Here is a 23,918-nt window from a genome sequence, read left to right on the forward strand (position 1 = left end):
AGCTCGATCAGGCAGTCCCGATCTCCCCGCCATCAATCCGCTGAATCACCACCGTCGAAGCCCGCGGCCTTACCTTGGTTCCGGCCGGCGCAGCATCGATCGCCTTGTCGGTATACGGCCAGTTCCCCGGGTGCTGAATGTTCACGAACAAGGTCTTGTTGTCCGGGGTAAAGGCAATCCCGGTCACTTCGCAGTCATTCGGCCCAACGAAGAAGCGGCGCAGGTCCACCTGGTTCTGTGCGTTCACCGGCACCTGCTTGCCGGTGGCGTCCACCAGGTCGGTAGGGATCACCGCCAGCAGTTGGTCGTTGGTGTAATCGGTGAGGGTGCTCTCGCCGTTGTCGGTCTCGAACCACAACACGCCACGGCTATCGAAACTCATGCCGTCGGGGCTGGCGAACTGGTTCAGTTCGGTCAGGCCGGAGCGGTTGATGTCGGCGGTACCGGCCGCGTTGGCGCCGAACACGAAGATGTCCCAGGTAAAGCTCAACTGGTCGTCGCTGTCATGCCAGCGAATGATATGGCCGTGGCGGTTCGGGCCGCGCGGGTTGGCCGCATCGACCTTCTCCGGGGTGCGCGCGCTGTTGTTGGTCAGGGTCAGGTACACATCGCCATTCAGCGGGTTGACCGTGGTCCATTCCGGGCGGTCCATCGGTGTTGCACCCACGGCATCGCCGGCACCCCGGGTGTTGAGGATGATGCCCGGCAGGTCACCATACAGCGCACCCAAGGTGCTACCGCCCGTGGTGGCAGTGGCCACATCCAGCAGCAGCCATACACCGGTGCCATCGGCATTGAAGCGGGCCACGTAGAGTTTGCCCTGGTCCAGGTACTTGGCGCCGGTGGCCAGGCGGTCCGCCGGAGTGGCGTCGGCGGCATCCCACACGGCGGTGGACACCCACTTGTACAGGTACTCATTGTTCGAGTCGTCACCCATGTACCACACCAGCGGCTTGCCGGCGACAGGCAGGCCTGGTGCGCAGCCCTCGTGGCGGAAACGGCCCAGGGCGGTGCGCTTGGTGGCCAGGGTGCTGCTGTTGTACGGGTCGATCTCGACGATATAGCCGTAGGTGCTGGCTTCGTTGCGGTAGTCGTCGGTAGCGCTGGCGCCCTTGACGGTCACATCGAAACGGGCGAATTCGTCAGCCACTTCAGTGCTGTCACCGGCAGCGCTTTCCCACTTGTACTGGCCGCTGGAGGTGCCTACGCCAATGCGGCGCTGGTCTTCGGGGCGGGTGCCCTTGTTGACGAAGATGCCCGGCCAGTTCTCTTCACAGGTCAGGTAGGTGCCCCACGGGGTATAGCCGTTGCCGCAGTTGTTGTTGGTACCGCGGCAGTGGGTACCGGCGGTGGAGTATTTGGTCTTGACGTGGTCGGTGCCGCGCAGCGGGCCGGTGATTTCCATGCGCGAAGCCGTGGTGAAGCGGCGGTTCAACGGGTCGTTGTCGACCACTTGCCAGCGGCCGCTGACTTTCTGCAGGCGTACCACGCCAGCGCCATGGGCATTGATTTCCTTGCGCACCTCCTCGACCGGGCGCTTGCCGTTGACATCGGTGGTCGGGCCGGCCGGGTGCAGGGCGGCGGTGTCGATGTACTCGAAGTTGATCGCCAGCAGGCCGTCTTCCGAGCTGCCGTTGATAGGGAAGAAGTGCATGCCGTCATGGTGCATGCCCATGGCGTTGGCCTGGTCGGTCGAGGTGTTGCTGCCGTCGGGCTTCCATGGGTTGGCGTTGCTGTTCAGTGGCGTGCCCCAGGGCGCCAGCACGTAGGCGCTGTAGCCGGCGGCAACCACGCAGGCGTCGGTACGCGAGCCGGGGATGGACTGGAAGCCCAGTGCCAGTTTCGGCACCTCTGGCTCGGTGACAGGCGGCTCGGTCACCGGTGGTTCGGTGACCGGATCATCGTGATCGGAACCACCACCGTCGAAGCAGCCTGTCAGGCCGGTACCGGCGATCATGGCGATGGCGGCGCCCAGGCTGCCGCGCATCACGCTGCGGCGGCTCAGGTAGGCGTCCATGACATTGGCCATCGGCATGTTGCCGCTGTGGTTCCGGTCCAGGTTGTCGCCGGTATCTCGACTCATCAGGGTGTCCTTGTAGTGGCTGAGTTAGAGGAACCCGCGACTTTAGGGGGGAAATATGATGATTGATTGGCAGAAATGTTAAGGGGCTTTTAAAACGGCGCGCTCTTAGAAATTGCGCTTACAGATCAATTTGGAATTGCTGTCGGATTTCTGCCATCAAACTGTAATGCCAACGCCGCAACATCCGGGGCCCTGAATGGTGCGAAAAAGGATGGCGGGTGCGATGGCGAGCAGTGTGCACAGGCGCGAAGTGATCGGCTGGATGGGTGTCGGGGCATTGGCACCGCTGCTCGGCGCCTGTTCCGCCTTCCCTGGGCAGCAGGGCGGCAACGCCCGGCTCGACGTGCTGTACGTGGCCGATACCCTCGATGCCCGCCAACCCGGCCAGGCCGTGGTGCCAGCCACCCGCCTGGGGCCGGTCAGCCACCTGGGCCGCGCGCCGTGGATGACCGGTAGCAGCGCCAGCCTGGCCTACCCGCAGCTGGCGCCGCTGCTCGATGCCAGCCAGGCAACATCAGCCCAGCTCGGCGGCTATGCGGTGCTGGCGGCCCTGCTGGAGCAACTGCGCGGCGAGGCCGGCGCAGGCAACAGCCTGACCCTGGAGAATGGCCAGGGCTGGAACGGCAGTGGGCTGGCCTACCTGACCCAGGGCGAGAGCGGGGTGCAGGGCAGCCAACTGCTGGGTATCGAAGCGCGGGTCAGCAGTGACGAGCGTGTGCTGTGGCCACAACGCAGCACAGGGCTGTATCGCCAGGCGGGTGCAGTTAGCCTCGGCGCCGGCCTGGCGGACGGGCAACGCCAGGCCCTGGGCCTGGAAGCCTTGCACGTCTTCGAGCGCGGCGGCGCCCGGGTTGCCGTGGTCGGCGTGACCGACCCCTACGCCCAAGACCAGAAAGCCTCTCTCAAACAGTGGTACCAGTCACTTCAGCCGGTCTTCGAGCAGGCCCGGCGCGAGGCCGACCTGGTGGTGGCCATGGCCGATGTCGGCACCGGCCCCGGCCTTTGGCTGGCCGAGCGTGTGCCCCACATCGATGTGCTGTTGTGCGCCCGTGGCCAGGACCTGTGGCCGGCGCCCGTCGAGGTAACCCAAGCCAGTGGTCGCCGGGTACCGGTGCTGTTCGCCGGTTGCCGGGGCAGCGGTGCGTTCCGCCTGCGCTGCCAGCGTGTGGCCGGGCAGTGGCACTTCGACGGGCGTTTTTTCCCGGCCTTTGAACAACAACTGGCGCCTGCCGCGCAGCTGCGCGTCGCGCCATTGCAGGCAGAGCTGCGCCAGCAACGTGCCGGCCATGCGGCGTGGCTCGACCAACCGCTGGCCCGTGCGCCTCAGGCCTTGTGGCGCCGCGATACCCGTGGCGGTAGCTGGGACCGCCTGCTGCATCAAGCCTTGGCCGATGACAGCAGCATGCCCGTGCTGTTGCCGGGCCTGCGTTACGACTACCCGCTGCCCGCAGGTGCATCGATCACACGCGAACACCTGATCAGCCTCACCGGTGGCTACCCGGCGCCGGTGGTCGAAGCGCCGGCCCGGCAAGTGGAGCAAGTGCTGGAGAACGCGGCAGAGCAGCTGTTCGGTGACCCGCTGTTGCTGGACAACAGCCAGGATCTGCCCCGCTGGCAGAGCCAGGCTTGGCGCGTCAGCTACAGCCCGCAAGGCAAGCGCGTCACTGGGCTGGAGCCAGTGCAGGGCCTGTGCCGCACCTTCGGCCTGCAGTTTGAAAGCCAGGCCGGCGAACCCCTGTGGCAACGGGTCGAAGCCTGGCTCGCCCGGCAGCGTGGCGACTGGCAGTTGGCATCGCTGCCACTGCCCGAAGTGCGTTACGTGCAGGGGCATCCGGGCTGGCACCCACGGCAGTTGGCCTCGTGACGCTGGCCTCGCGCGTTTTCACCGGCGCTGGCCTGACCCTGGCCGGTTGGCTAGCCGCCCAGTGCGTGCTGCAACTGAGCCGCCAGCCGCAACCGGCCATCGCGCCGGTGGCCGCCGCCAACCCGCTGCCCGGGCTGATGGTCGGGCACTGGCAAGCGCCCATCGACGATGGCGCCATCGCCATTACCCGCCTGCCATTGCACTACCTCGGCGGCCTCAGGGCGCAGCCGCTGTCTTCCAGCGTAGTGGTGCTGCGCTACGGCCAGCAGGTGCGCACCCTGGCCCGCGGTCAGCGCCTGGCGCCGGGGATCGTGCTGCAGGACATCGACACCGATGGCCTGATTTTCAACAACCAGGGGCGGCGTGAACGCTTGCCCTGGCCGCCACGCCCCGCCGTGACCGGCTTCAAGCGGCAAGGATGAACGATGCCTGTTAGATACTGCGTGGCCGCCGTGTTGAGCCTGGCCCTGGCCACAGGCCTGCCTGAGGCCCGCGCCGAAGAGCCAGTGTTCGATGAAAATGGTACGCCGATGTACGAGGTGAACTTCGTCGACACCGAACTGGGCGAATTCATCGACAGCGTGTCGCGCATCACCGGCACCACCTTCATCGTCGACCCCCGGGTCAAGGGCAAGGTCACCGTGCGCACCGTTGACCTGCACGACGCCGATGCCATCTACGACATCTTCCTGGCGCAGTTGCGCGCCCAGGGCTACGCCACCGTCGACCTGCCCAACGGCAGCGTGAAGATTGTCCCCGACCAGGCCGCGCGCCTGGAGCCGGTGCCGGTGGAGGCGGGTGGGCAGCAGGGCGAGGGCAGTGACAGCGTGGCAACTCGGGTATTCAATGTGCGCAACGCCGCCAGCGAGCAGGTGCTGGGGATCCTCAAACCGCTGATCGACCCACGGGTGGGGGTGATCACCCCGTACCCGGCGGCGCACCAGCTGGTGGTAACCGACTGGCGCAGCAACCTGGACCGTATCGCCAGCTTGCTGCGCCAGCTTGACCGCCCTCAGGAAGCACCCGGCAGCGGCAGTACCCAAGTCATCTACCTGCGGCACGCCAACGCAGGTGAAGTGGTCAAGGTGCTGCGCGGGCTTGGTCAGGAAGGCATGGCGCCGGCTGAAGGCACGGGCGAAGGCGAGGCCAAGGACCGGCCGGTGATGGCCGCTGCCGGTGCCCCGGGCATCCGTCTGGAGTATGAAGAAGGCACCAACGCCGTGGTCATGGTCGGCCCCGACAGCGAGCTGGCCGCCTACCGCACCATCGTTGAACAGCTGGACATCCGCCGCGCCCAGGTCGTGGTGGAGGCCATCATCGCCGAGGTGTCCGATAGCAGCGCCCAGGAGTTGGGCGTGCAATGGCTGTTTGCCGACGAAAAATTCGGGGCCGGCATCGTCAATTTCGGCAGCAATGGGGTAAACATCGCCAACATTGCCGGGGCTGCTGCCGGCGGTGACAACCAGGCCCTTGGCGACCTGTTGTCCGCGACTACCGGCGCCACGGCGGGCATCGGCCATTTCGGCGGCGGGTTCAACTTTGCCATGCTGGTCAATGCGCTGAAGGGCAAGAGCGGCTTCAACCTGCTGTCCACGCCTACCCTGTTGACCCTGGACAATGCCGAAGCATCGATCCTGGTCGGCCAGGAAGTGCCGTTCGTTACCGGCTCGGTGACGCAAAACAACGCCAACCCCTACCAGACCATCGAGCGCAAAGAAGTCGGGGTGAAGCTGCGCATCAAGCCGCAGATCAACATCGACAACAGCGTGCGCCTGGACATTGTCCAGGAAGTGTCGTCGATCGCCGAGTCCAGCGCGGCCAGTGACGTCATCACCAACAAGCGCGAGATCAAGACCAAAGTCATGGTGGAAGACAATGGCCTGGTCATTCTCGGCGGCCTGATCAGCGACGAGTTGAGCACCAGCAACCAGCGCGTGCCGCTGCTCGGTGACATCCCTTACCTGGGCCGGCTGTTCCGCTCCGATGCCAGCAAAAACACCAAGCAGAACCTGATGGTGTTCATCCGCCCGCGCATTCTGCGGGACGGGCCGAGCCTGGCCGGGCTCAGCGAAGAAAAATACCGCACCTTGCAGCAGACCACGCCATTGCAACTGCCGGACCTTGCCGAGGGCACGCCGCTGTTGCAGGTATTCCCCTCCAGCCGCGCGCGCCTCGAAGGCGGTGCCTGGTGATGCTGCCCTATCGCCAGGCGCGGCAGAGCGGGGTGGCCATGACCACCACGGAACAGGGCTGGCAGCTGTGGCTGCGGCCCGACGCCGACAGTGCCCAGGTGCAGGAGCTGCTGCGGGTGCATGGCCAGCCGTGCAGGCTCGAATACCTGGAACCTGCCGTGTTCGATGAGCGCCTCGGCCAGCTGTACCAGGCTGGCGATGGCGCCACTGAAGCGCTGATCGAAGGCATTGGCGACCAGGTCGACCTGGACAGCCTGATGAGCGAGATGCCGCAGATCGAAGACCTGCTGGAAAGCGATGACGAAGCCCCGGTAATCCGCCTGATCAATGGTCTGTTCGGCCAGGCCCTGCGCCTGCGTGCCTCGGATATCCATATCGAAACCTTCGAGCAAAGCCTGGTGGTGCGCCTGCGGGTCGATGGCCACCTGCGCGAAGTGTTGCGCCCGCCACGTGCGCTGTCGGCCATGCTGGTGTCGCGGATCAAAGTCATGGCACGCCTGGATATCGCCGAGAAGCGCCAGCCCCAGGACGGCCGTATTACCCTGCGCGCGGCAGGGCGTGAGGTGGATGTGCGGGTTTCGACCCTGCCCGGCATTCATGGCGAGCGCGTGGTCATGCGTGTGCTCGACAAGCAGGCCAGCTTGCTGGCGCTGGGCAACCTGGGTATGCCGCCCTCGGTATTGCAAGGCCTGCGCAGCTGCCTGGCCCGCCCCAATGGCATCGTGCTGTCCACCGGCCCGACCGGTTCAGGCAAGACCACCACCCTGTACGCCAGCCTCAACAGCCTCAACGATGGCAGCCGCAACATCCTCACTGTCGAGGACCCGGTGGAATACGCCATCGCCGGCATCGGCCAGACCGCTATCAACCCGCGTGCGGGGCTGACCTTTGCCAGTGGCCTGCGTGCGATTCTGCGCCAGGACCCGGACGTGATCATGCTCGGCGAAATCCGTGACCAGGAAACCACGCAGATCGCCGTGCAGGCCAGCCTGACCGGCCACCTGGTGCTGTCCACCCTGCACACCAACAGTGCCGTGGGCGCGGTGACCCGCCTGCGCGACATGGGCATCGAACCGTTCCTGATTGCCTCGTGCCTGCGTGGGGTGCTGGCCCAGCGCCTGGTGCGGCGCCTGTGCAGTTGCGCCGTAGCGCAGCCGCTGCAACATGCCGAGCGTGGCCTGTGGCCGGAACTGGCGGCGCTGGGTAGCAGCTACCACCCGGTGGGCTGCGAGCTGTGCCAGGGCAGCGGCTATGTCGGGCGCGTGGGCCTGTACGAATTCATCGAGCTGGATGCCGGGCTGATCGGCTTGCTGTATGACGGCGCCAGTGAACTGGCCATGCAGGATTACCTGGCCGAACGCCGGCAGAGCCTGGTCGCGATGGCCAGCGACTGCCTGGCCCGTGGCGAGACCAGCCTGGCCGAAGTGCTGCGCGTGGTGCAGGGCTAACCCATGCCGACCTATCGCTACCTGGCCGTGGACCTCACCGGCAAGACCCGCAAGGCCAGCCTGCAGGCTGACAGCGAACGCCATGCGCGCCAGTTGCTGCGCGAGCAGGGCCTGTTTGCCCGCCAGTTGCAGCGCCAGGACATCAGCAACCGGCAACCCCGGCGCCAGCGTCTGAGCCAGCCCCAACTGTGTGAGCTAACCCGTCAATTGGCGACGCTGACCGGTGCCGGCATCCCCTTGGTCGATGCCTTGGCCACCCTTGAACGCCAACTGCGCCAGCCGGCCCTGCACAGTGTGCTGGTGGCCCTGCGCGGCGCTCTCGCCGAAGGCCTGGGCCTGGCCCGCAGCCTGGCCCGCCAGGGGGCGCCGTTCACTGGCTTGTACTGCGCGTTGGTCGAGGCCGGCGAACGCTCCGGACGCCTGGCACAGGTGCTGACCCGGCTGGCCGACCACCTGGAACAGGTGCAACGGCAACAACACAAGGCGCGTACTGCGCTGATCTACCCCACCGTATTGATGGGCGTATCGCTTGCCGTGGTCATCGGCCTGATGACCTTTGTCGTGCCCAAGCTCACCGAACAGTTTGCCCACGCCGGGCAAAGCCTGCCGCTGATTACCGCGTTGCTGATCGGCCTGAGCCAGGGGCTGGTGCACGCCGGGCCCTGGTTGCTGGGGTTGGCGCTATTGACGGGTGGGCTTGGCACCTGGCTGCTGCGCAAGCCGCACTGGTGCCTGCGCCGTGACCACTTGCTGCTGCGCTTGCCGCGTATCGGCAGCCTGTTGCAGGTGCTGGAAAGCGCACGCCTGGCGCGCAGCCTGGCGATTCTCAGCGGCAGTGGCGTGGCCCTGCTCGAAGCCTTGCAAGTGGCCACCGAAACCGTCGGCAACCGGCGCATACGCCTGGCCATGGAGCAGGTGCGCCAGCAAGTGCAGGGCGGCACCAGCCTGCACCGTGCCCTGGATGCCAGCCAGCAATTCCCGCCGCTGCTGGTGAACATGGTCGGCAGCGGCGAGGCCAGCGGCACCCTGGCCGACATGCTCGAGCGTGTGGCCGACGATCAGGAGCGTGGCTTTGCGCGCCAGGTGGATACCGCCATGGCACTGTTCGAACCCCTGATGATCCTGGTGATGGGCGCCGTGGTGCTGTTCATCGTGCTGGCGGTGCTGCTGCCGATCATGCAACTCAACCAGGGCCTGCAACTGTGAATACAAGGAGCACTGCCATGCAGCATCGACGTAACCGCCAGCGCGGTTTCACCCTCATGGAAATCATGGTGGTGATCTTCATCATCGGCCTGCTGATCGCCGTGGTTGCACCCAGCGTGCTGGGCAACCAGGACAAAGCCATGAAGCAGAAGGTAATGGCCGACCTGGCCACCCTGGAGCAGGCGCTGGACATGTACCGGCTGGACAACCTGCGCTTCCCCAGCAGCGAGCAGGGCCTGGCCGCACTGGTGAAAAAACCTAGCCAGGAACCGCTGCCGCGGGCCTGGCGCAGCGACGGCTATGTGCGACGCCTGCCGCAAGACCCGTGGGGCACCCCGTACCAGTACCGCATGCCCGGTGAACATGGCCGGGTTGATGTGTACTCGCTGGGTGCAGATGGCCAGCCAGGCGGCGAAGGCCAGGATGCCGACCTGGGTAACTGGGCGCTGTAAGGGTGCGCCGTCAGCGGGGCTTCAGCCTGATCGAATTGCTGGTGGTGCTCGCCATCGCCGGGCTGATGACAGGCCTGGCAGTGGTCGGCCTCGGCGGTAGCCAGGCCCGTGTCGATCAGGCCCTGCAACGCCTGGCCAGCGAAACTCGCGCCCAGGCCGCGCTGGCCCGGCATGCCGGGCAACTGCGGGGCCTGCGCTGGAATGGCCGACGCCCGGAGTTCGTGCGGCGTGAGGGGAATGCCTGGGTGGTCGAAGCGGTCGGGCTGGGCGACTGGCCCAAGGGCCTGCACCCGGACTGGCCCGCCAGCCCGCAGCCCCACTTGCTGTTTACCCCGCATGGCTGGGCACAGCCGGGCAGCGTGCGCTGGCGCTGGGCCGATGGCAGCCAGCAATGGGCCTGGAGCCGCGATGGCCGTTTACAGGTCGTGGTTGCACCATGAAGCGACGCCAGCGTGGCTTCACCTTGCTGGAGGTCACTGTGGCCTTGGCGATCGCCGCTGTGCTGGCGGTGATCACCAGCCAGGTCCTGCGTCAGCGCCTGGCCGTGCAGCACAACCTGCAACAACACCGCCTTGGCCTGTTGTGTGCCCGCGAACTGCAAACACGCTTCGCCGTCGAGCAATTCTGGCCTGCCGCCAACCCGGTGAGGGGTGAACTGAGCCAGGGTGGCCAGCCGTGTCATTGGCAACTGCAACTGCGCCGCACTGGTGTGCGCGACCTGCGCCGTGGCGAACTGCAACTGTTCGCCGACCGCGACCAGCGCGTGCCACTGGGCCAGTACACCGTGTTTCTGGAGCGCCCATGACAAGCTCGCCACCACTGCTCCTACAAAGGTTCTGTGCAGGCATTGAACCCGAGCATCAATACATGAAGCGCCGCCAGGCGGGCCTTACCCTGATCGAACTGATGGTCGCCCTGGCCCTGACCGTCCTGCTCGGCATCATGCTCGCTGCGTTGGTCAATGGCTGGCTGAAAGTGCGCGAGCGCCTGCAGGTGACCACCCAGGAAACCTCGGTGCTGGACTTTTGCCTGGCCCTTGAGCGGCGTTTCGACAGCCCGGTGCTGCGCCGCGTCTACGACCAGCGTCTGCCGCTGGCCAGCCGCTGGCTGGACTGGCAACCGGCAAGCAACCAGTTGCAGTGGGTTGCCACCACCGGCCTGCCGCAAGCCGAAGGCGGCTCGCGCCTGCAACGCCAGCGCTTGCGCTTCGAGCCCCGTGAGCAGCGCCTGCTGCTGGAAAGCTCGGCCGACCTGTACGCCGCCGCCGCACCGCACTGGGTACAGCGTGAGCGGCTCGACCGGGTCGGTGCCATGAATATCCTTTATTACCAGGGCGGCCGTTGGCTGGCCTGGCCTTCTGACCAGCCTGCGCACCCCGGCCGTGGCGTGCGCCTGGAACTGCAGCGTGATGGAGCACCTTATGTCTGCACCTTCGCCCTCCCGTGGGGGCGCTCATGAAATTTGAATGGCGACAGCGCAGATTTGCTCAGCCGTGGTTGCTGCTGCGCCCGGGTGATGTCTGGCACTGGGCGCTGGCGGACGGTGGCACCGTGCAAAGCCAGGGGCAGGGTGAGCCACCGGCTAACCTGCAAGCCCGGGTTGCCCTGATTCTGCCTGCCGAGGCCTGCAGCCTCTTCCACGTGCCCGCCCCACCCGGGCTCAAGCGTGAGGAGTGGCCGTTGTTGCTCGAAGACCGCTTGCTGCAACCGCCGGACGAAGTCAGCTGCGCGTGCCTGGCCCGTGCGCCGGGGCACCTTCGCTTGCTGGTGGTGGCGCGTGAGCAACTGGACGGCTGGCGCGGGCAGTGTGCCGCATGGGGCTGGCAGGTAGAGCGTTGCTGGGCGGAGTTGCAGTTGCTGCCGGGGCCTGAGGCAGGCACCGCCTGGCATTGGCAGCGCACGCCCGGCATGTCCTTGTACAAAGGGCTGGCCGAGGACGGGCAGGAGCATTGGCTGGCATGGCCGCAAGCACTGGGTGAGACGCCGCAGCAACCGTGGGCGCATCTGCAAAGCGTGCCGCTGAGTGGAAACTGGCCAGGCGCGCTTGCGCCGCTCGACACGATACCCGGCCTGTTCGAGCGTGCACGCAAGGCCCCTTCGTTGCCCGACGTTTCACGCCCGCAGCAACGACTGTTGGCAGCCTGCCTGGTACTGGCGACAGTCTGGGGCGGGCTGTGGTTGAGCCAGCAATGGCGCCAGGCACAACTTTGGCGCGCTCAGGTCATTGCCGTGACGGCCGAGCAGGCCAGCCCACGCCACGCCGCGCAGGCCCTCAAGCGCCTGCGCGAAAGCGAGCTTCAGCAGCAGGTACGCACCCGCCAGCTTGAAGACCTGCAGGCAGCGTTACAGGCCTGGCTGCAGGATCACCCCGGCTGGCGCCTGCAAGCGGTGCGTTTCGACGGCCAGCGCTGGCACTTGCGGCTAGAGGGCGACGGCGCCGCGCCACCCTGGCAGGGCATGGCCAACGCTGCCGGTGCTGCCGTACAGGTACAGGGTGGTGAAGTGGTCTTCGACTTGGGGGTGGCCGCATGAACCGGGCCTGGATGCAGCGCCATCGGCTGAAATTCGCCTGGTTGCTGATTGCCGTGTTGCTGACCTTCCTGGCGGTGCGCGAGGGCTTGGCGCAATGGCGCGAGCTCAGTCAGTGGCGGGGGCTGGCAGAACAAGCCGCCAACCTGCATGGCGGCCCCGGGCTGAACCTGGAACGGCTACGCCAGTCGGCCCAGGCCCGGCAGATCGAACTGGCCGAGGTCGATGTGCAGGGCAACACCTGGCAACTGCAGGGCCGGGTGGCTGATGAGCGGGCCCTGCAAGGCTGGTTGCAAAGCCTGCGCGCAGAAGGCGCACAGCCGCTGCAATGGGGGCTGGAGCTGGATGGCAAGGGATTACGGTTCGATGTGCGGGTGCAGCCATGAACCGCAGAGCGATGGTGTGGGTTCTGCTGGTCTTCGTGCTGACGCTGCTGGTTGAGCTGCCGGCCAATTGGCTGGTGCGTGCGTCCGGCCTGCCAATGCGTGAGGTGAGCGGGAGCCTTTGGCAAGGCCAGGCACATCAGTTAGGGCCAGTCGGGCCGCTGCGCTGGGTGGTGCAGCCTTGGCACTTGCAGGCGGATGCGCAGTTTGGCGTCCAGGGGCAGGGCTGGCAGTTGCACATCGCGGGCTGGCCATGGCGCTGGCAGATGGAGGTTACCGCACGGGGCGCCGAGGCGACGGTGTCCACGGATTATCGTCTGGCGGGTCAGTGGCAGGGCGCGTTGAAGGTGCAGGGGGCAGGGCGGCTATGCCGAGCCAGCGAAGGCCGCGTAACGGTAACCGACCTGGCCCTGAGCGAGCCATGGTCACTGGGCTTGGGGCAGGGCTGGCTGGAGATGGACTGCCACAGTGGGTGGCGGCTTCGTGGGCAACTGGCGCAGCAGGGGCAGCATCAATTGGACGTGGATGCCGACCTCGGGGCGCGCCGGGCAGAGGTGGTATTCGAGCTGCAACCAGAGGCGGCACTGACGCCATTGTTGCGGGGCGCCCAATGGCTCGGGCCCCAGGCGCTGGCGGGGCAGCGAGACCTACGCTGGTAAAACGCAACCTGACGCGGCCCCCGGCAGGGGCGGTTGCTCCTGCCGGGGCCGCTCGACTTGGTCTTGCGCGGCCTGCGCGTGTGCTTCAGTTTTTCTTACCCTGCACACTCGAAGCCCATTGCTCGCTGCGGCTGTAGCCACTGGTCCTCAATACACCCAGGTCCAGCGCATTTTCCCCCTCCGCAGCCCCTTTGCCCTTGGCCATCTCGGCGATGGCCGTGCCCAGGTCCACTGGCGAGTTGGATGCATTGAGCGACACATCCCGGCGATAGTCACTACCGCTGAGCGTTTCCCGGGTGACCGCGTCGGCGTCGAGCACCACGTCGCCCTTGGCCGACTGCACGCGTGCCCCCAGCAACCGGGCATTGCCACCGACCTGCAGGTCGATACCGTCGCGGCCCTTGAGCACGGCCTGATGGGCCACGCCGTCGCGCTGCACATGCGACACGTCAAGGCTGAAGGTTGGCGAGAACCCAGGCTCAGCCTTGCTCAGGGCCGGACCGGCCTTTTTCTCGACCTTGCTCGCCAACGGCCCTGCCATCGAAGTGGCTGCGTTGACATAGCCCTGCGGGTTTTTCTCCTGGCTGAGCCTGGCATCGCCGTTCACACTCAGGGTATCGACGCTGTCCTTGCGGCTGGCGATGTACAGGTCTCCGTCGATCGCGCCACCGATGTGCCCCGCTTCCAGGCTTGTGCCCTCGATCCGGGTGTCGCTGAGGCTTTTCAGGTCGATGCGCTCGGCGCGCAGGTCACTGGCATTCCAGGTGAGGTTGTCGCGCTTGTCGAGTGCCACCTTCAGGCGACCATGTACGCCGCGTGTGTCGAGTGCGCCCTGGGCGATGTTGAAACCGGCACCGGCGGTGATGTCGAGGTTGTCGCGTTGCTCCTGGTTGGAGGAGGCCTCCACCCGCATGCCGCCATTCGGGGTCTCGAGGCTGATCTGCCCGGCCGTGGCCTGCAGGCCTTGCAGGTGCAGGGCGACGTCCTCGCGGGCATTGCTGCTCAGGGTCAGTGTGCCGTTGCTTGCAAACTGGGCATCGACCGCCTGCCGCGCATTTTCGTTCTGCTTGCCGTGGCTGAAGTGGCCGCCTATGGCGCCCCCCTTGGTCTCGCCTGCCTTCACCGCCAGCTCCAGGCCGCCGCCCAGCTTGGCGCCGGTGGCTTGCTGGGTATTGCTGGCGGCCTTGACCTGCAGCTGGCCACCACTTTGCACCAGAATGTCGCCGGTCTTGGCCGCTCGGCTGCCAATGCGGGTGCCTTCGAGCATCAGGTCGCCTGTGCTGGTCAGCTGCACCTCGCCTTTGGCGTCGATTTGCGCCACTTGGGCCTTGGTCTGCGTGCTCAGCTGTTGGCCGTGGTCGAGATAGCCACGGCCATCGACACCGGTGCTGCCTGGTCGATTGCCGACTTTGGTCCAGGCATTGCCGTCGAGCTGGCGTGACTGCTGTTCGGCCTGGTCGGTCGCCTGCAGCAGGGCCAGCGAGCCGGCACTGTGCATGACCACGCTGCCTTCACCGCCATCGATGCGGGCGCCTTCGTAGCGGCCATCGCTCCCCAGCTGGACCTGGATACCCTGTTGCCCGTAGAGGCTGCCCGGCACAGCCGTGCTGGCGCTATCCTTTTTATCCAGCGACCCGCCTTTGCCTGCCACGCGCACATTCAGGTCCTTGCCGGTGCTGGTGTCCAGGCGTGCGTCGCCGCCATAGGCCAGACGTTGTACGCTGGTTTCCTCACTGTTCCTGGCGGCGCGCAAATCATGTTGCTGCGCCTCGATCTTCAGCGAGCCGGCAGTGGCCCGCCATTGGGTGCCCTGGTCTGCAAGGGCGTCGGCCTTGACCTCGGCCTTGGCCCCTGACAGCTCGCTCACCTGGGCAAAACCACGGCGCTGGTTTTCCAGGCGCTTGAGGTGCTCGACGGTCATGTCGGCACCTGCGCTGGGCAGCGCCATGGCATCTTCGGGCGAGGCCTGCTGGAAGCGAGCGGCTTCCTCACCCAGTACCAGGCGTTCGATGGGGCGGGTCAGGTCGCGGTACTCGACACTCGCGCCCAGGCTGCCCGACCAGTCGTCACGGCGCTGCTCATGCGCCTGGGTATCCTGCACCGCGCGGTTGTCGATGCGTTTTGCGGTCACCTGCAAGGTGTTGCCGGCCTTGACGCGTGCGGCCTCGGTGACCAGGTCGTCGCTGCGCAATTCAAGATCGCCGCTGGCTTGCAACTCGCTGCGCTGCACCTTGCTTTCGCGCTCAGTCCGCACCTCGCGGTTGTGATGGCCTTCGAACGCGCTGCCCAGCCGGTCGATGCCGCCGGTTACCGTCAAACCGCCACCACTGTGGGTGGTACTGGTGGTCGCGTCGCGGTCATTGCGGGCTGCGCCCAGCGTCGTTTTACGCGCCTGTACATCAAGGCCACCGGCAGTGGCCTGGACCTTGCTGGCATTGACCTGCAGGTGTGCGCCACTGTTCATGCCCACCGAGGCAGCCTTGAGTTCACTGGCGACCTGGCCGGTCGTGCGTTGCCTGGTGGTGCTGGTAGCCACCTCGTACGCCACGCCAGCTGCGTACTGGCGGGACTCGGGTTTGCCATCCTCGGCTTCCTGGGTTTGCCTGGCGCTGGCTGTGAAGCCGCGATGCTGGTCGCGGGTTTCGCGCTCATCGACCGATTGCGCGCTGCCCACCCGCAGATCGCCTTTAGCCTCGACCTGCAAGTGCTTGCCAGCTTCGATCTTGGCGCCCTGGATGCGTAAATCGGCGGCGCTGGCCAGGCGCAGGTTGCTGGCCGAGCTGACGTCGCTGACCAGTACCTGCTGTTTACGGTCCGTGCTTTCATGCTCATTGCCAATCAGGCCGAACAGCTTGCTGTCCTGGGTACGGTGGGTGGAAGTGCTGCGGCTGTGGTCAGCCTCGATGGCCAGCGCCCCTTTGTCGCTGTAAAGCACCGCGTCCTGTTTGCCGTGCACGGTACTGCCTTTGATGGCGACCTGTTCGGCTGTCACGGTAAGCTTGCCATCGCTCGCAACTGTGCTGCCGGCAATGGCCTGGCCCTCGCTGTCGTTCCCTTCGCGGTCGGCAAAGAAGGTGCCTGATACCAGGTCGCCACGGTAGTTACGCCCGGTTCCGCGCTCTTGCAGGGTGGTGGTGCCGATATCAGCCTGTTTCGCATGGATGGCCATATCGCCGCGGCTTTGCAAGCTGCTGCCTTGAACATTGAGGTTGCCGCTTGCCTTGATCTTCATGTGCGTGGCGCCGAGAGTGCTGCCGTTTGCGGTTTCCTTCAGCTGATCGGTATCCCGGTCACCGCGCCACAAGTCCTTGCGATGGCGCACCTGCTCTTCGACGCGCTGGCTGTCGATGCCGGCCACGATGTCCAGGCCGGCGCCGCTGTCTACCGTCAGCGTGTTGCCTGCCGCCACGTTCGCGGCGGTCATGCGCATGTCGTCACCGGACTGCAGCAGCACGCTGTCACTGCCCAGCAATTGGCTGCCCTGTTGCTGCTGCTCGGTGGTGGTGGTTTTGCGGTTGTAGGTTTCGCGGGTGATGAACAAGAACTTTTTGTTCCAGCTGTCAGTGTCGTGTTCGATGCGCTCGCGGGTCTTGGCATCCAGCGTCAGCTTCTTGCCGGCCTTGGCTTCGATTCGCGGGGCCTGGCCGTCGACCGCTTCAAGCGTCAGGTCATCGGCAGCGGTGAGTTTCAGTGTACCGTGCTCGCTGCGCAGCTCGGCGGGGGTGTCGGCCTCGCCGCTGACATGCAGACGCCCCGCCGAGCGTATTTCCACCCCTTCCGTGCCCAGAATCTGTGATGTGCCCACCCGCACGCCTGCGCCCTCGGCCGTGCTCACCACGCGGATCCGCCCAGCGCGCATTGCACCGAACAGGCTGGCATCAATGCTCGACGTGGGGCTGGGCAGGTGTTCGACCACCTCGCTACTGCGGCTGTCGATACGGTTGCGCCCGACCGTGATGTCGAGCGCTTCGCTGGCCATCAGCAGGCCTTTGCTGTCCACGCGCGGCGCAATCAGTTCAATGGCGCCAGCGGTATTGCTCAGCCCCTGCTCCAGTACCTGCAGAGAGCCGCTGGCGTTGAGCGTGTCGAGGTAGCGCAGTTGCTCCTGCTCGAATTCCGGGGTGCCAACCACCAGGCCTGCGCGCGTGGTGTTGATGAAGCTTGCGCCATTGAGGGTGATGCCATTGGGGTTGGCCAGGATGTAGTCGGCCGGGCGCCCGAAGATCTCCTGCGGCCCTTCGATCATTGAAGCGTTGCGGCTGACTACCTCGTTGAGGATGGTTGAAGCGGCCTGGCCCTGAAACTGCGGGTTGGCGGCCAAGGCGCCGGCCAGTTGCGACTGCCCGGCTCCGGTGGCGTTGTTCAACACCAGGCCAGGGTTGCCAACGTTGTAGTTGATGAACTGGTTGTGGGACAACCCGCTGGCATTGGGCGGCACGATGTCTATCACCGGTATTCCGTGGCCGTTGTGGATGACCGGCATGCCACCCGGTCCGCTGGCTGCCTCCAGCGCACTGTCTGCCAGTGCGGCGCTGGAGCCGAGCAAGGCGAGGAAGATGGCCCAGCGCAGGGTGTTCGGGCGAATGGGCGGTAACTGCGAGAGTGTTTGCATTTTCTCGTTCTCTTTGTTGTGGGTGAATCAGATGCTCAGGGTCCAGTCCAGTACCCAAAACCCCGGTTCCAGCAGCGGGCGAGGCAGGTCGCTGGCGTTCAAGGCGCGTTGGTAGTCCAGGCGCAGGCGGCTGCCGGGCAGGCTCAGCTCCAGCCCGGCGGCCGCCCCTGCCAGGCGTTGTGACGGGTTGCCTTGGGCGGTACGGGTCCAGCCCAGATCCAGGCCGATGTACGGGCGAACCTGGACGGGAGAAGCCCAGGGGAGGGGCAGCGGTTGGCTGAACGTGTTGCGCCAGACGGCGCTGCTGGCGCCGGAGTAAGTGCGCAGACGAAACCCCCGCACGGCAGAGTCGTCACTGACCAGTAACTGCTCGACGGCAGGTAACTGATCGCCGCTGTACTGCAGCCCCAGCTCGCTCTGCCAGCGCCATGGGTTACGGGCCGGGCCCTGGCGCAGGTGCAGCAGGCTGGCGCGGTACTTGCGAAAGTCCGGGCGCAGGCGCTGCGCACCCAGTGGCGATTGGTCGGCACCGAATGCGTCAATGCCCTGGGCAACCCCGAGGTAGCCGTTCCACAAACCACCCTCCAGCCAGAGCAGGTTGATACCGGCTTCCACCGTAGTCAGTGTCGGGCTTTGCTGGACGATGACAGCGCCAGCGCTGCGGTTGACCAATTGCTTGCGGTCCAGCCGCACGCTGGCACTGAGCATGCCTTGCGCGTTGCGCCACAATACCCGTTCGATACCCAGGCCCTGATAGCTGCTGCTGCCGTCGGCAGCCTTGTCGCTGCCGGGCAGCGGCGCCTGGTAGCGCAGTTCGCTGGCGCTAAGCGACAGCGACCAGGCGCCATAGGGGATGCTGTAGTACAGCGATAGACCTTGGCTTTTTCCAGGGGTATCGAGCACGGTGCTGGTCAGCGACAGGCGCAGGTCATCATTGAGGCCCAAGGGGCTGTCCAGGCCAATGCCAAGGTTGACGCGGTGACGACCGGTCAGCTCGCTGCCACGGTTGTCGAAGCGGCTGTCCAAGTGCCATCGTGACGCGACCTTGTCTGGCTGCACCACCACGCGCGAGCCGCCCTGCAGTTCGCCGGGCAGCAGGGTGGCGGTCAGCTCGTAGGCGCGCAGGCGGTTGAGCTGGTCCAGACCTTGTTCAAGGTCTGGCAGGTACAGTGGCCGCCCAAGCAGGCCCGGGAATGCGCTGGAGAGGGACAAGGGCAGGTCGGGGCCCGCCAGTTCGATGGATTCGACAAAGCCTTCGAGTATGACGATGTCCAACGGTGCGCCGTTCTCTGGTGCTTGCCGCAGGTAAGGTCGGCTGGTCGGATAGCCGGCTTGCACGTAGCGCCGGGTGATGGCCTGGAGCAGCCGGTTTATGTCGGCGATGCCCATGCAGGCAGGGGTGAGGGCGCGGATGATTGGCGCCAGCGCCGTGTCTGAAAGCTGGTGGTTGCCCGCCACGCGCACGCCATCGACTGCCCAGCAGCGGGCGTCGTGCGGGCGGTGAGGCGTGCTGTCGGTGGGTTGAGCTGCGGCGGGCGCACGCTGCCAGCGTTCCAGGCGCTGCTGTTGCTCCAGCTGCCGCAGCCCATGCTGTTGATCGCGCAGTTGCTGGCTGGCCGGGTCGTCGGCCAGCGCCTGGGCGATGGACAACAGGCCTGACAGGCAACTGGCTGGCAGCCAACGGGCGATGCGGTAAAACAGGCACGGCATTGATACACCCCGCAAATGATGTACGGTCTTCGTACTCGTCTGCGTGGATGCTAAAAATTAAGGCATTCGCCTGGATGCAGTACCTTGCCTAAGCAACTGTGAGGCAAGGTCGCGTAAAATGGTGGGAAGGTTCCTACAACCTTTGCCGGAAGGCCCTATATCAGGGCCTGATCTCGATCAACGTGCCATCACGTACCAGGTCCCAGACCTCCTGCATGTCACGGTTACGCATGGCAATACACCCGTCGGTCCAGTCCAGGGTATGGAAGTACCACTCCGGGTACTCGTCGTTGATCGGCGTGCCGTGAATCATGATCATGCTGCCGGCACTCACCCCTTCGCGCGTGGCGCGGGCGGCATCGCTCACGTTCGGGTAGTTGATGTGCATGGCCAGGTTGAAGCGGTCGCTCTGCTTGCGCCAGTCCAGCCAGTACAGGCCTTCAGGGGTTTTTTTATCGCCTTCGCGTTGCTTGGCGCCCTTGGGCTGCTTGCCCAGGGAAATGCGGTAGGTTTTCAGCGGCTCGCCACGGCTGATCAGCTGCAAGCGACGCTCGGACTTGATCACCAGCACCTTGTCGATCAGCGGTTGCATGGCCTGCTGCGAAGGCGACGGCGTTTGCGCTGCCGGCACAGGCTTGCGGATGATGGTCTCGGTGAAGGCCGCCTGGGACACCGAGGTAACGCAAAGGCAGAAAAGGGCAAGCAACCAGCGCATGGAACGGTATCCCTGAAGGCTTCTTCTAAGTAGAGGTCGAGGTCGAGACGTTCATCGGCGGCAGGTACTCATGGCCTATGGGGTAGTGCGCCCCGATGCGGTCGCGATAGTAGCATTCTAGTGTGCGTGTGACGGTGCGGAAAGCCAGCTCGCCCCACGGAATCTCATGTTGTTCGAACAACCGCACTTCCAGGCTTTCGATACCCACATCAAACGCCAGGTCTGCGAGTTCTGCGCGGAAGAACACATGCACCTGGTTGATGTGCGGCAAATCGAAGAGCTGGTACAGGCTCATGGGTCCGACCCGGGCGCAGGCTTCCTCGACGGTTTCGCGACGGGCGGCCTGGTCGATGGTTTCGCCGTTCTCCATGAACCCGGCAGGCAGGGTCCAGAAGCCACGGCGTGGCTCGATGGCGCGCCGGCACAGCAGCACCTGGCTGCCCCAGGTCGGTAGTACGCCAGCGACGATGTTGGGGTTCTGGTAGTGGATGGTCTGGCAAGACTCGCAGACATACCGCAGGCGGCTATCGCCCTCGGGAATCCGCTGAGTGACCGGCTGGCCGCACGCGCTGCAGAATTTCATGTGAGGTTCCTTTTGTTCAGGGCTATCTTGGCGTGCAGGCAGGTCTGCCGCAAGCGCAGGGGCTTGGGTGCTTCGCGGCTTTGGTGCATCATGCAAGGCAGGCCTTGGATACGAGCGTGCGCAATGCTGGACGAGCTACTTCGCCGAATGAGCAACCACCAACCCGCATCACTGGAAACCGACCGGCGGTTCCCTGAAGCGGCGGTCCTTTTGCCCATTACCCGCAGCGAAGCGCCCGAGCTGGTCCTGACCCTGCGCGCCAAGGGCTTGTCCACCCATGGTGGCGAAGTGGCCTTTCCCGGTGGTCGACGCGACCCGGAAGACCCGGACCTGGTGTTTACCGCCCTGCGCGAGGCCGAGGAAGAGATCGGCCTGCCGCCTGGGCTGGTGGAAGTGATAGGCCCGCTCAGCCCGCTTGTTTCGCTGCATGGCCTTAAAGTGACGCCATTCGTCGGGCTTATTCCCGACTTCGTCGAATACCGTGCCAACGATGCCGAAATCGCGGCAGTATTCACCGTGCCGCTGGAATTCTTCCGCCAGGACCCGCGCGACCATACCCACCGTATCGATTATCAGGGGCGCAGCTGGTACGTGCCCAGCTACCGCTATGGCGAATACAAGATCTGGGGCTTGTCGGCGATCATGATCGTCGAACTGGTCAACGTGCTGTTTGATGCCGGCATCAGCCTGCACCAGCCACCAGAGCGTTACATCGAAACCTGAGCGGGGCTCACCCCGCCGTCTGCGTTCCAGCCTGAGGAGCATGCATGAAATACCGCCTGGGCGACCTGCGGGTCGAAAGCCACCCCACCAGTTGGGCTGCACCCAACGCCACGCTGATCGGCAACGTGCGCCTGCAGGCCAATGCCAGCGTGTGGTTTGGCGCGGTGCTGCGCGGCGATAACGAGCTCATTGATATTGGCGAAGGCAGCAACGTGCAGGACGGCACGGTGATGCATACCGACATGGGCTCGCCGCTGACCTTGGGCAAGGGCGTTACCGTTGGTCATAACGCCATGCTGCATGGCTGCACGGTGGGCGACTACAGCCTGGTCGGTATCAATGCCGTGATCCTGAACGGCGCGCGCATTGGCAAGCACTGCATCATCGGCGCCAATGCGCTGATCGCCGAGGGCAAGGAAATCCCGGACGGTTCGCTGGTGATGGGCTCGCCCGGCAAGGTAGTCCGTGAACTGACAGAACAGCAGAAACGCATGCTTGAAGCCAGTGCCGCGCATTACGTGCACAATGCCCAGCGTTATGCCCAGGAGCTGGTGGTTGATGATGAGTGATGTTGCAGAGCGGCCGGTAGCTTCGCCGTGCGTGAGCATTTGTGCACTGGACGAGCAGGATATCTGCACGGGCTGCCAGCGTACCGTGGCGGAGATTGGCCGCTGGGGGCGGATGGACAATGATGAGCGCCGGGCGGTGCTCAAGCTTTGCCATGAACGGGCAGTAGAGGCTGGCCTCATCCTGTAGGCGCGACACAAGGCTGCTGCTACAGGGACGGCGTTGCCTGTCGGGGGCGCCAGCGGTAATCTGTTCGGCTTGCCCACAGACGACCCGCCATGTTCTATCTGATTGCCTACATCAGCAGCGTAGTGCTGATCAACTACGCCTTTTCCAGCGCCCCGCACCTGGACATCATCTGGTCCGCCTGGGGCGGCCTGGTGTTCATCCTGCGCGACATGGTGCAGACCCGCTTCGGCCATGGTGCCCTGGTTGCCATGCTGGTGGCCCTGGTGCTGTCCTATGTCACCTCGGAGCCGGCCATTGCCTTGGCCAGCGCCACCGCGTTCTTCATTTCCGAGCTGATCGACTGGCTGGTGTTCAGCATTACCCGCCGGCCACTGCGCGACCGCTTGTGGCTAAGCTCGGCGCTGAGCATTCCGGTGGATACCTTCATCTTTTTCGGCATGATCGGCGCCCTGACCCCGGCGGTGATTGGCACCGCGATGGCGTCAAAGTTCGCCGGTGTCACTGCCGTGTGGCTGGCCATGGCATTTCGCGCCCGACGGGCCGCCGTCGCCGGTTGATGGTGTAGAATAGCGGTCCTTTTTCAGCGGGCGGCGCAAAGCCTGGCGCGGCCCCGGACGCCTTCGAGGACCTGAAATGACCCGTATCGGAACCCCCTTGTCGCCCACCGCGACCCGTGTACTGCTCTGCGGCTGTGGCGAGTTGGGCAAGGAAGTGGTGATCGAGCTGCAGCGCCTGGGCGTCGAAGTGATCGCCGTCGACCGCTACGCCAATGCCCCGGCTATGCAGGTCGCGCATCGCAGCCACGTGGTCAACATGCTCGATGGCGTTGCCCTGCGCGCGGTGATCGAGGCCGAAAAGCCGCACTATATCGTCCCTGAAATCGAAGCCATCGCCACCGCCACCCTGGTCGAGCTGGAAAATGAAGGTTTCAACGTGGTGCCGACCGCCCGCGCCACGCAGCTGACCATGAACCGTGAAGGCATCCGCCGTCTGGCCGCCGAAGAGCTGGACCTGCCGACTTCGCCGTACCACTTCGCCGACACCTATGAAGACTACGCCAAGGCCGTGGCCGATGTGGGTTACCCGTGCGTGGTCAAGCCGGTGATGAGCTCGTCCGGCAAGGGCCAGAGCCTGCTGCGCAGCGATGCCGACCTGCAGAAGTCGTGGGACTACGCCCAGGAAGGTGGCCGCGCCGGCAAGGGGCGGGTGATCGTCGAGGGCTTCATCGACTTCGAATACGAAATCACCCTGCTGACCGTGCGCCACGTTGGCGGTACCACCTTCCTGGAGCCGGTTGGCCACCGCCAGGAGAAGGGCGATTATCAGGAATCGTGGCAGCCGCAGGCCATGAGCCCGAAAGCGCTGGCCGAGTCGCAGCGGGTGGCCAAGGCAGTCACCGATGCCCTTGGCGGTCGCGGGCTGTTTGGTGTGGAACTGTTCGTGAAGGGCGACCAGGTGTGGTTCAGCGAAGTGTCGCCGCGCCCGCATGACACCGGCCTGGTAACCCTGATTTCCCAGGACCTGTCGCAGTTCGCGCTGCATGCCCGTGCCATTCTCGGCCTGCCGATTCCGGTGGTGCGTCAGTTTGGCCCGTCGGCGTCGGCGGTGATTCTGCCAGAAGGGCAGTCGCAACAGACCAGCTTCGCTAACCTGGGCGCAGCACTGAGCGAGCCGGACACGGCCATTCGCCTGTTCGGCAAACCGGAAATCAACGGTACTCGCCGCATGGGCGTGTGCCTGGCGCGTGACGAGTCGGTGGAGCTGGCACGGGCCAAGGCGACCCGCGCTTCCCAGGCGGTCAAGGTCGAGTTCTGATCTGAGACCGTATGGGGCCGCGTTGCGGCCCATTCGCGGGACAAGCCCGCTCCCACAGACCACTCGCAATGCCAGCGGCCTGTGATAATCCTGTGGGGCAGGCTTGTCCCGCGAATGGCCTCCCACAGATCACTCGCAATGCCAGCGGCCTGTGATAATCCTGTGGGAGCGGGCTTGTCCCGCGAATGG

General features: G+C 65.4%; 22 protein-coding genes. 17 read left to right on the forward strand and 5 right to left on the reverse strand.

What is annotated here, in order from left to right; all coding sequences use genetic code 11:
* Positions 1 to 7: 7 nt before the first annotated feature.
* The gene (locus tag LU684_RS13435; RefSeq protein ID WP_023048691.1) at positions 8 to 2,083 is read right to left on the reverse strand and encodes a PhoX family protein; all 2,076 of its coding nucleotides are present in this window, start codon (positions 2,081 to 2,083) and stop codon (positions 8 to 10) included.
* Positions 2,084 to 2,306: 223 nt separating this feature from the next.
* Here LU684_RS13435 and LU684_RS13440 point away from each other — a divergent pair, with 223 nt between their 5' ends.
* The 12 genes from LU684_RS13440 to LU684_RS13495 all read left to right on the forward strand — a co-directional run bounded on the left by LU684_RS13440 (position 2,307) and on the right by LU684_RS13495 (position 12,815).
* Positions 2,307 to 3,947, forward strand: coding sequence for a lipoprotein UxpA (locus LU684_RS13440; RefSeq protein ID WP_232894725.1), 1,641 nt, complete (start codon positions 2,307 to 2,309; stop codon positions 3,945 to 3,947).
* Entirely contained in the window at positions 3,944 to 4,369 is a 426-nt protein-coding gene (locus LU684_RS13445) for a pilus assembly protein PilZ (RefSeq protein WP_095115761.1), read from the forward strand. The genes LU684_RS13440 and LU684_RS13445 overlap by 4 nt, the downstream gene beginning before the upstream one ends.
* Positions 4,370 to 4,372: 3 nt before the next feature.
* On the forward strand, positions 4,373 to 6,139 hold the full coding sequence (gene gspD, locus LU684_RS13450) for a type II secretion system secretin GspD (protein ID WP_232894726.1): 1,767 nt from the start codon (positions 4,373 to 4,375) through the stop codon (positions 6,137 to 6,139).
* Complete coding sequence (locus LU684_RS13455; protein ID WP_232894731.1) at positions 6,139 to 7,587, forward strand: GspE/PulE family protein; 1,449 nt, start codon at positions 6,139 to 6,141, stop codon at positions 7,585 to 7,587. The genes gspD and LU684_RS13455 overlap by 1 nt, the downstream gene beginning before the upstream one ends.
* 3 nt (positions 7,588 to 7,590) lie before the next feature.
* Positions 7,591 to 8,793, forward strand: a complete 1,203-nt coding sequence (gspF, locus tag LU684_RS13460; RefSeq protein WP_060517569.1) for a type II secretion system inner membrane protein GspF — start codon at positions 7,591 to 7,593, stop codon at positions 8,791 to 8,793.
* A gap of 17 nt (positions 8,794 to 8,810) precedes the next feature.
* Positions 8,811 to 9,245: a type II secretion system major pseudopilin GspG gene (gspG, locus tag LU684_RS13465; RefSeq protein ID WP_016485125.1), complete on the forward strand. Its 435-nt coding sequence runs from the start codon at positions 8,811 to 8,813 to the stop codon at positions 9,243 to 9,245.
* Between the two features lie 2 nt (positions 9,246 to 9,247).
* A complete protein-coding gene (gene gspH / locus LU684_RS13470) occupies positions 9,248 to 9,685 on the forward strand; it encodes a type II secretion system minor pseudopilin GspH (RefSeq protein WP_232894727.1) in 438 nt (145 codons plus the stop codon).
* A complete protein-coding gene (locus tag LU684_RS13475) occupies positions 9,682 to 10,050 on the forward strand; it encodes a type II secretion system protein GspI (protein WP_016485127.1) in 369 nt (122 codons plus the stop codon). The genes gspH and LU684_RS13475 overlap by 4 nt, the downstream gene beginning before the upstream one ends.
* Positions 10,051 to 10,112: 62 nt before the next feature.
* Positions 10,113 to 10,703 carry a type II secretion system protein gene (locus tag LU684_RS13480; protein WP_016485128.1) on the forward strand — a complete coding sequence of 197 codons (591 nt, stop codon included), beginning with the start codon at positions 10,113 to 10,115 and terminating at the stop codon, positions 10,701 to 10,703.
* On the forward strand, positions 10,700 to 11,776 hold the full coding sequence (gspL, locus tag LU684_RS13485) for a type II secretion system protein GspL (RefSeq protein ID WP_232894728.1): 1,077 nt from the start codon (positions 10,700 to 10,702) through the stop codon (positions 11,774 to 11,776). Before LU684_RS13480 ends, gspL begins: the two co-directional genes overlap by 4 nt.
* Positions 11,773 to 12,159, forward strand: a complete 387-nt coding sequence (gene gspM, locus LU684_RS13490; protein WP_060517566.1) for a type II secretion system protein GspM — start codon at positions 11,773 to 11,775, stop codon at positions 12,157 to 12,159. The genes gspL and gspM overlap by 4 nt, the downstream gene beginning before the upstream one ends.
* Positions 12,156 to 12,815 carry a hypothetical protein gene (locus LU684_RS13495; RefSeq protein ID WP_060517564.1) on the forward strand — a complete coding sequence of 220 codons (660 nt, stop codon included), beginning with the start codon at positions 12,156 to 12,158 and terminating at the stop codon, positions 12,813 to 12,815. The genes gspM and LU684_RS13495 overlap by 4 nt, the downstream gene beginning before the upstream one ends.
* A gap of 85 nt (positions 12,816 to 12,900) precedes the next feature.
* Here LU684_RS13495 and LU684_RS13500 read toward each other — a convergent pair whose 3' ends face one another.
* From LU684_RS13500 to LU684_RS13515, 4 genes are all read right to left on the reverse strand, one after another.
* Positions 12,901 to 17,427: a hemagglutinin repeat-containing protein gene (locus LU684_RS13500; protein WP_232894729.1), complete on the reverse strand. Its 4,527-nt coding sequence runs from the start codon at positions 17,425 to 17,427 to the stop codon at positions 12,901 to 12,903.
* Between the two features lie 27 nt (positions 17,428 to 17,454).
* Positions 17,455 to 19,137 carry a ShlB/FhaC/HecB family hemolysin secretion/activation protein gene (locus tag LU684_RS13505; protein WP_145913299.1) on the reverse strand — a complete coding sequence of 561 codons (1,683 nt, stop codon included), beginning with the start codon at positions 19,135 to 19,137 and terminating at the stop codon, positions 17,455 to 17,457.
* Between the two features lie 160 nt (positions 19,138 to 19,297).
* The gene (locus LU684_RS13510) at positions 19,298 to 19,852 is read right to left on the reverse strand and encodes a L,D-transpeptidase family protein (RefSeq protein ID WP_016485134.1); all 555 of its coding nucleotides are present in this window, start codon (positions 19,850 to 19,852) and stop codon (positions 19,298 to 19,300) included.
* Between the two features lie 25 nt (positions 19,853 to 19,877).
* Positions 19,878 to 20,435, reverse strand: a complete 558-nt coding sequence (locus tag LU684_RS13515) for an NUDIX hydrolase (RefSeq protein WP_016485135.1) — start codon at positions 20,433 to 20,435, stop codon at positions 19,878 to 19,880.
* 123 nt (positions 20,436 to 20,558) lie between these two features.
* On the opposite strand from LU684_RS13515, the gene LU684_RS13520 reads away from it, so the two are divergent.
* The 5 genes from LU684_RS13520 to purT all read left to right on the forward strand — a co-directional run bounded on the left by LU684_RS13520 (position 20,559) and on the right by purT (position 23,729).
* Complete coding sequence (locus tag LU684_RS13520) at positions 20,559 to 21,158, forward strand: CoA pyrophosphatase (protein WP_016485137.1); 600 nt, start codon at positions 20,559 to 20,561, stop codon at positions 21,156 to 21,158.
* A 44-nt stretch (positions 21,159 to 21,202) separates the two neighbouring features.
* Positions 21,203 to 21,727 carry a gamma carbonic anhydrase family protein gene (locus LU684_RS13525; protein WP_016485138.1) on the forward strand — a complete coding sequence of 175 codons (525 nt, stop codon included), beginning with the start codon at positions 21,203 to 21,205 and terminating at the stop codon, positions 21,725 to 21,727.
* Positions 21,717 to 21,914 (forward strand): DUF1289 domain-containing protein, encoded by a 198-nt coding sequence (locus LU684_RS13530; RefSeq protein ID WP_016485139.1) that lies wholly within the window; start codon positions 21,717 to 21,719, stop codon positions 21,912 to 21,914. Before LU684_RS13525 ends, LU684_RS13530 begins: the two co-directional genes overlap by 11 nt.
* Positions 21,915 to 22,003: 89 nt before the next feature.
* Complete coding sequence (locus tag LU684_RS13535) at positions 22,004 to 22,471, forward strand: VUT family protein (RefSeq protein ID WP_010952556.1); 468 nt, start codon at positions 22,004 to 22,006, stop codon at positions 22,469 to 22,471.
* A 76-nt stretch (positions 22,472 to 22,547) separates the two neighbouring features.
* Positions 22,548 to 23,729 (forward strand): formate-dependent phosphoribosylglycinamide formyltransferase, encoded by a 1,182-nt coding sequence (purT, locus tag LU684_RS13540; RefSeq protein WP_016501237.1) that lies wholly within the window; start codon positions 22,548 to 22,550, stop codon positions 23,727 to 23,729.
* Positions 23,730 to 23,918 lie beyond the last annotated feature (189 nt).

Origin of the sequence: Pseudomonas sp. NMI542_15, from assembly GCF_021283425.1 — a bacterium.
Taxonomy (GTDB): domain Bacteria; phylum Pseudomonadota; class Gammaproteobacteria; order Pseudomonadales; family Pseudomonadaceae; genus Aquipseudomonas; species Aquipseudomonas fortuita.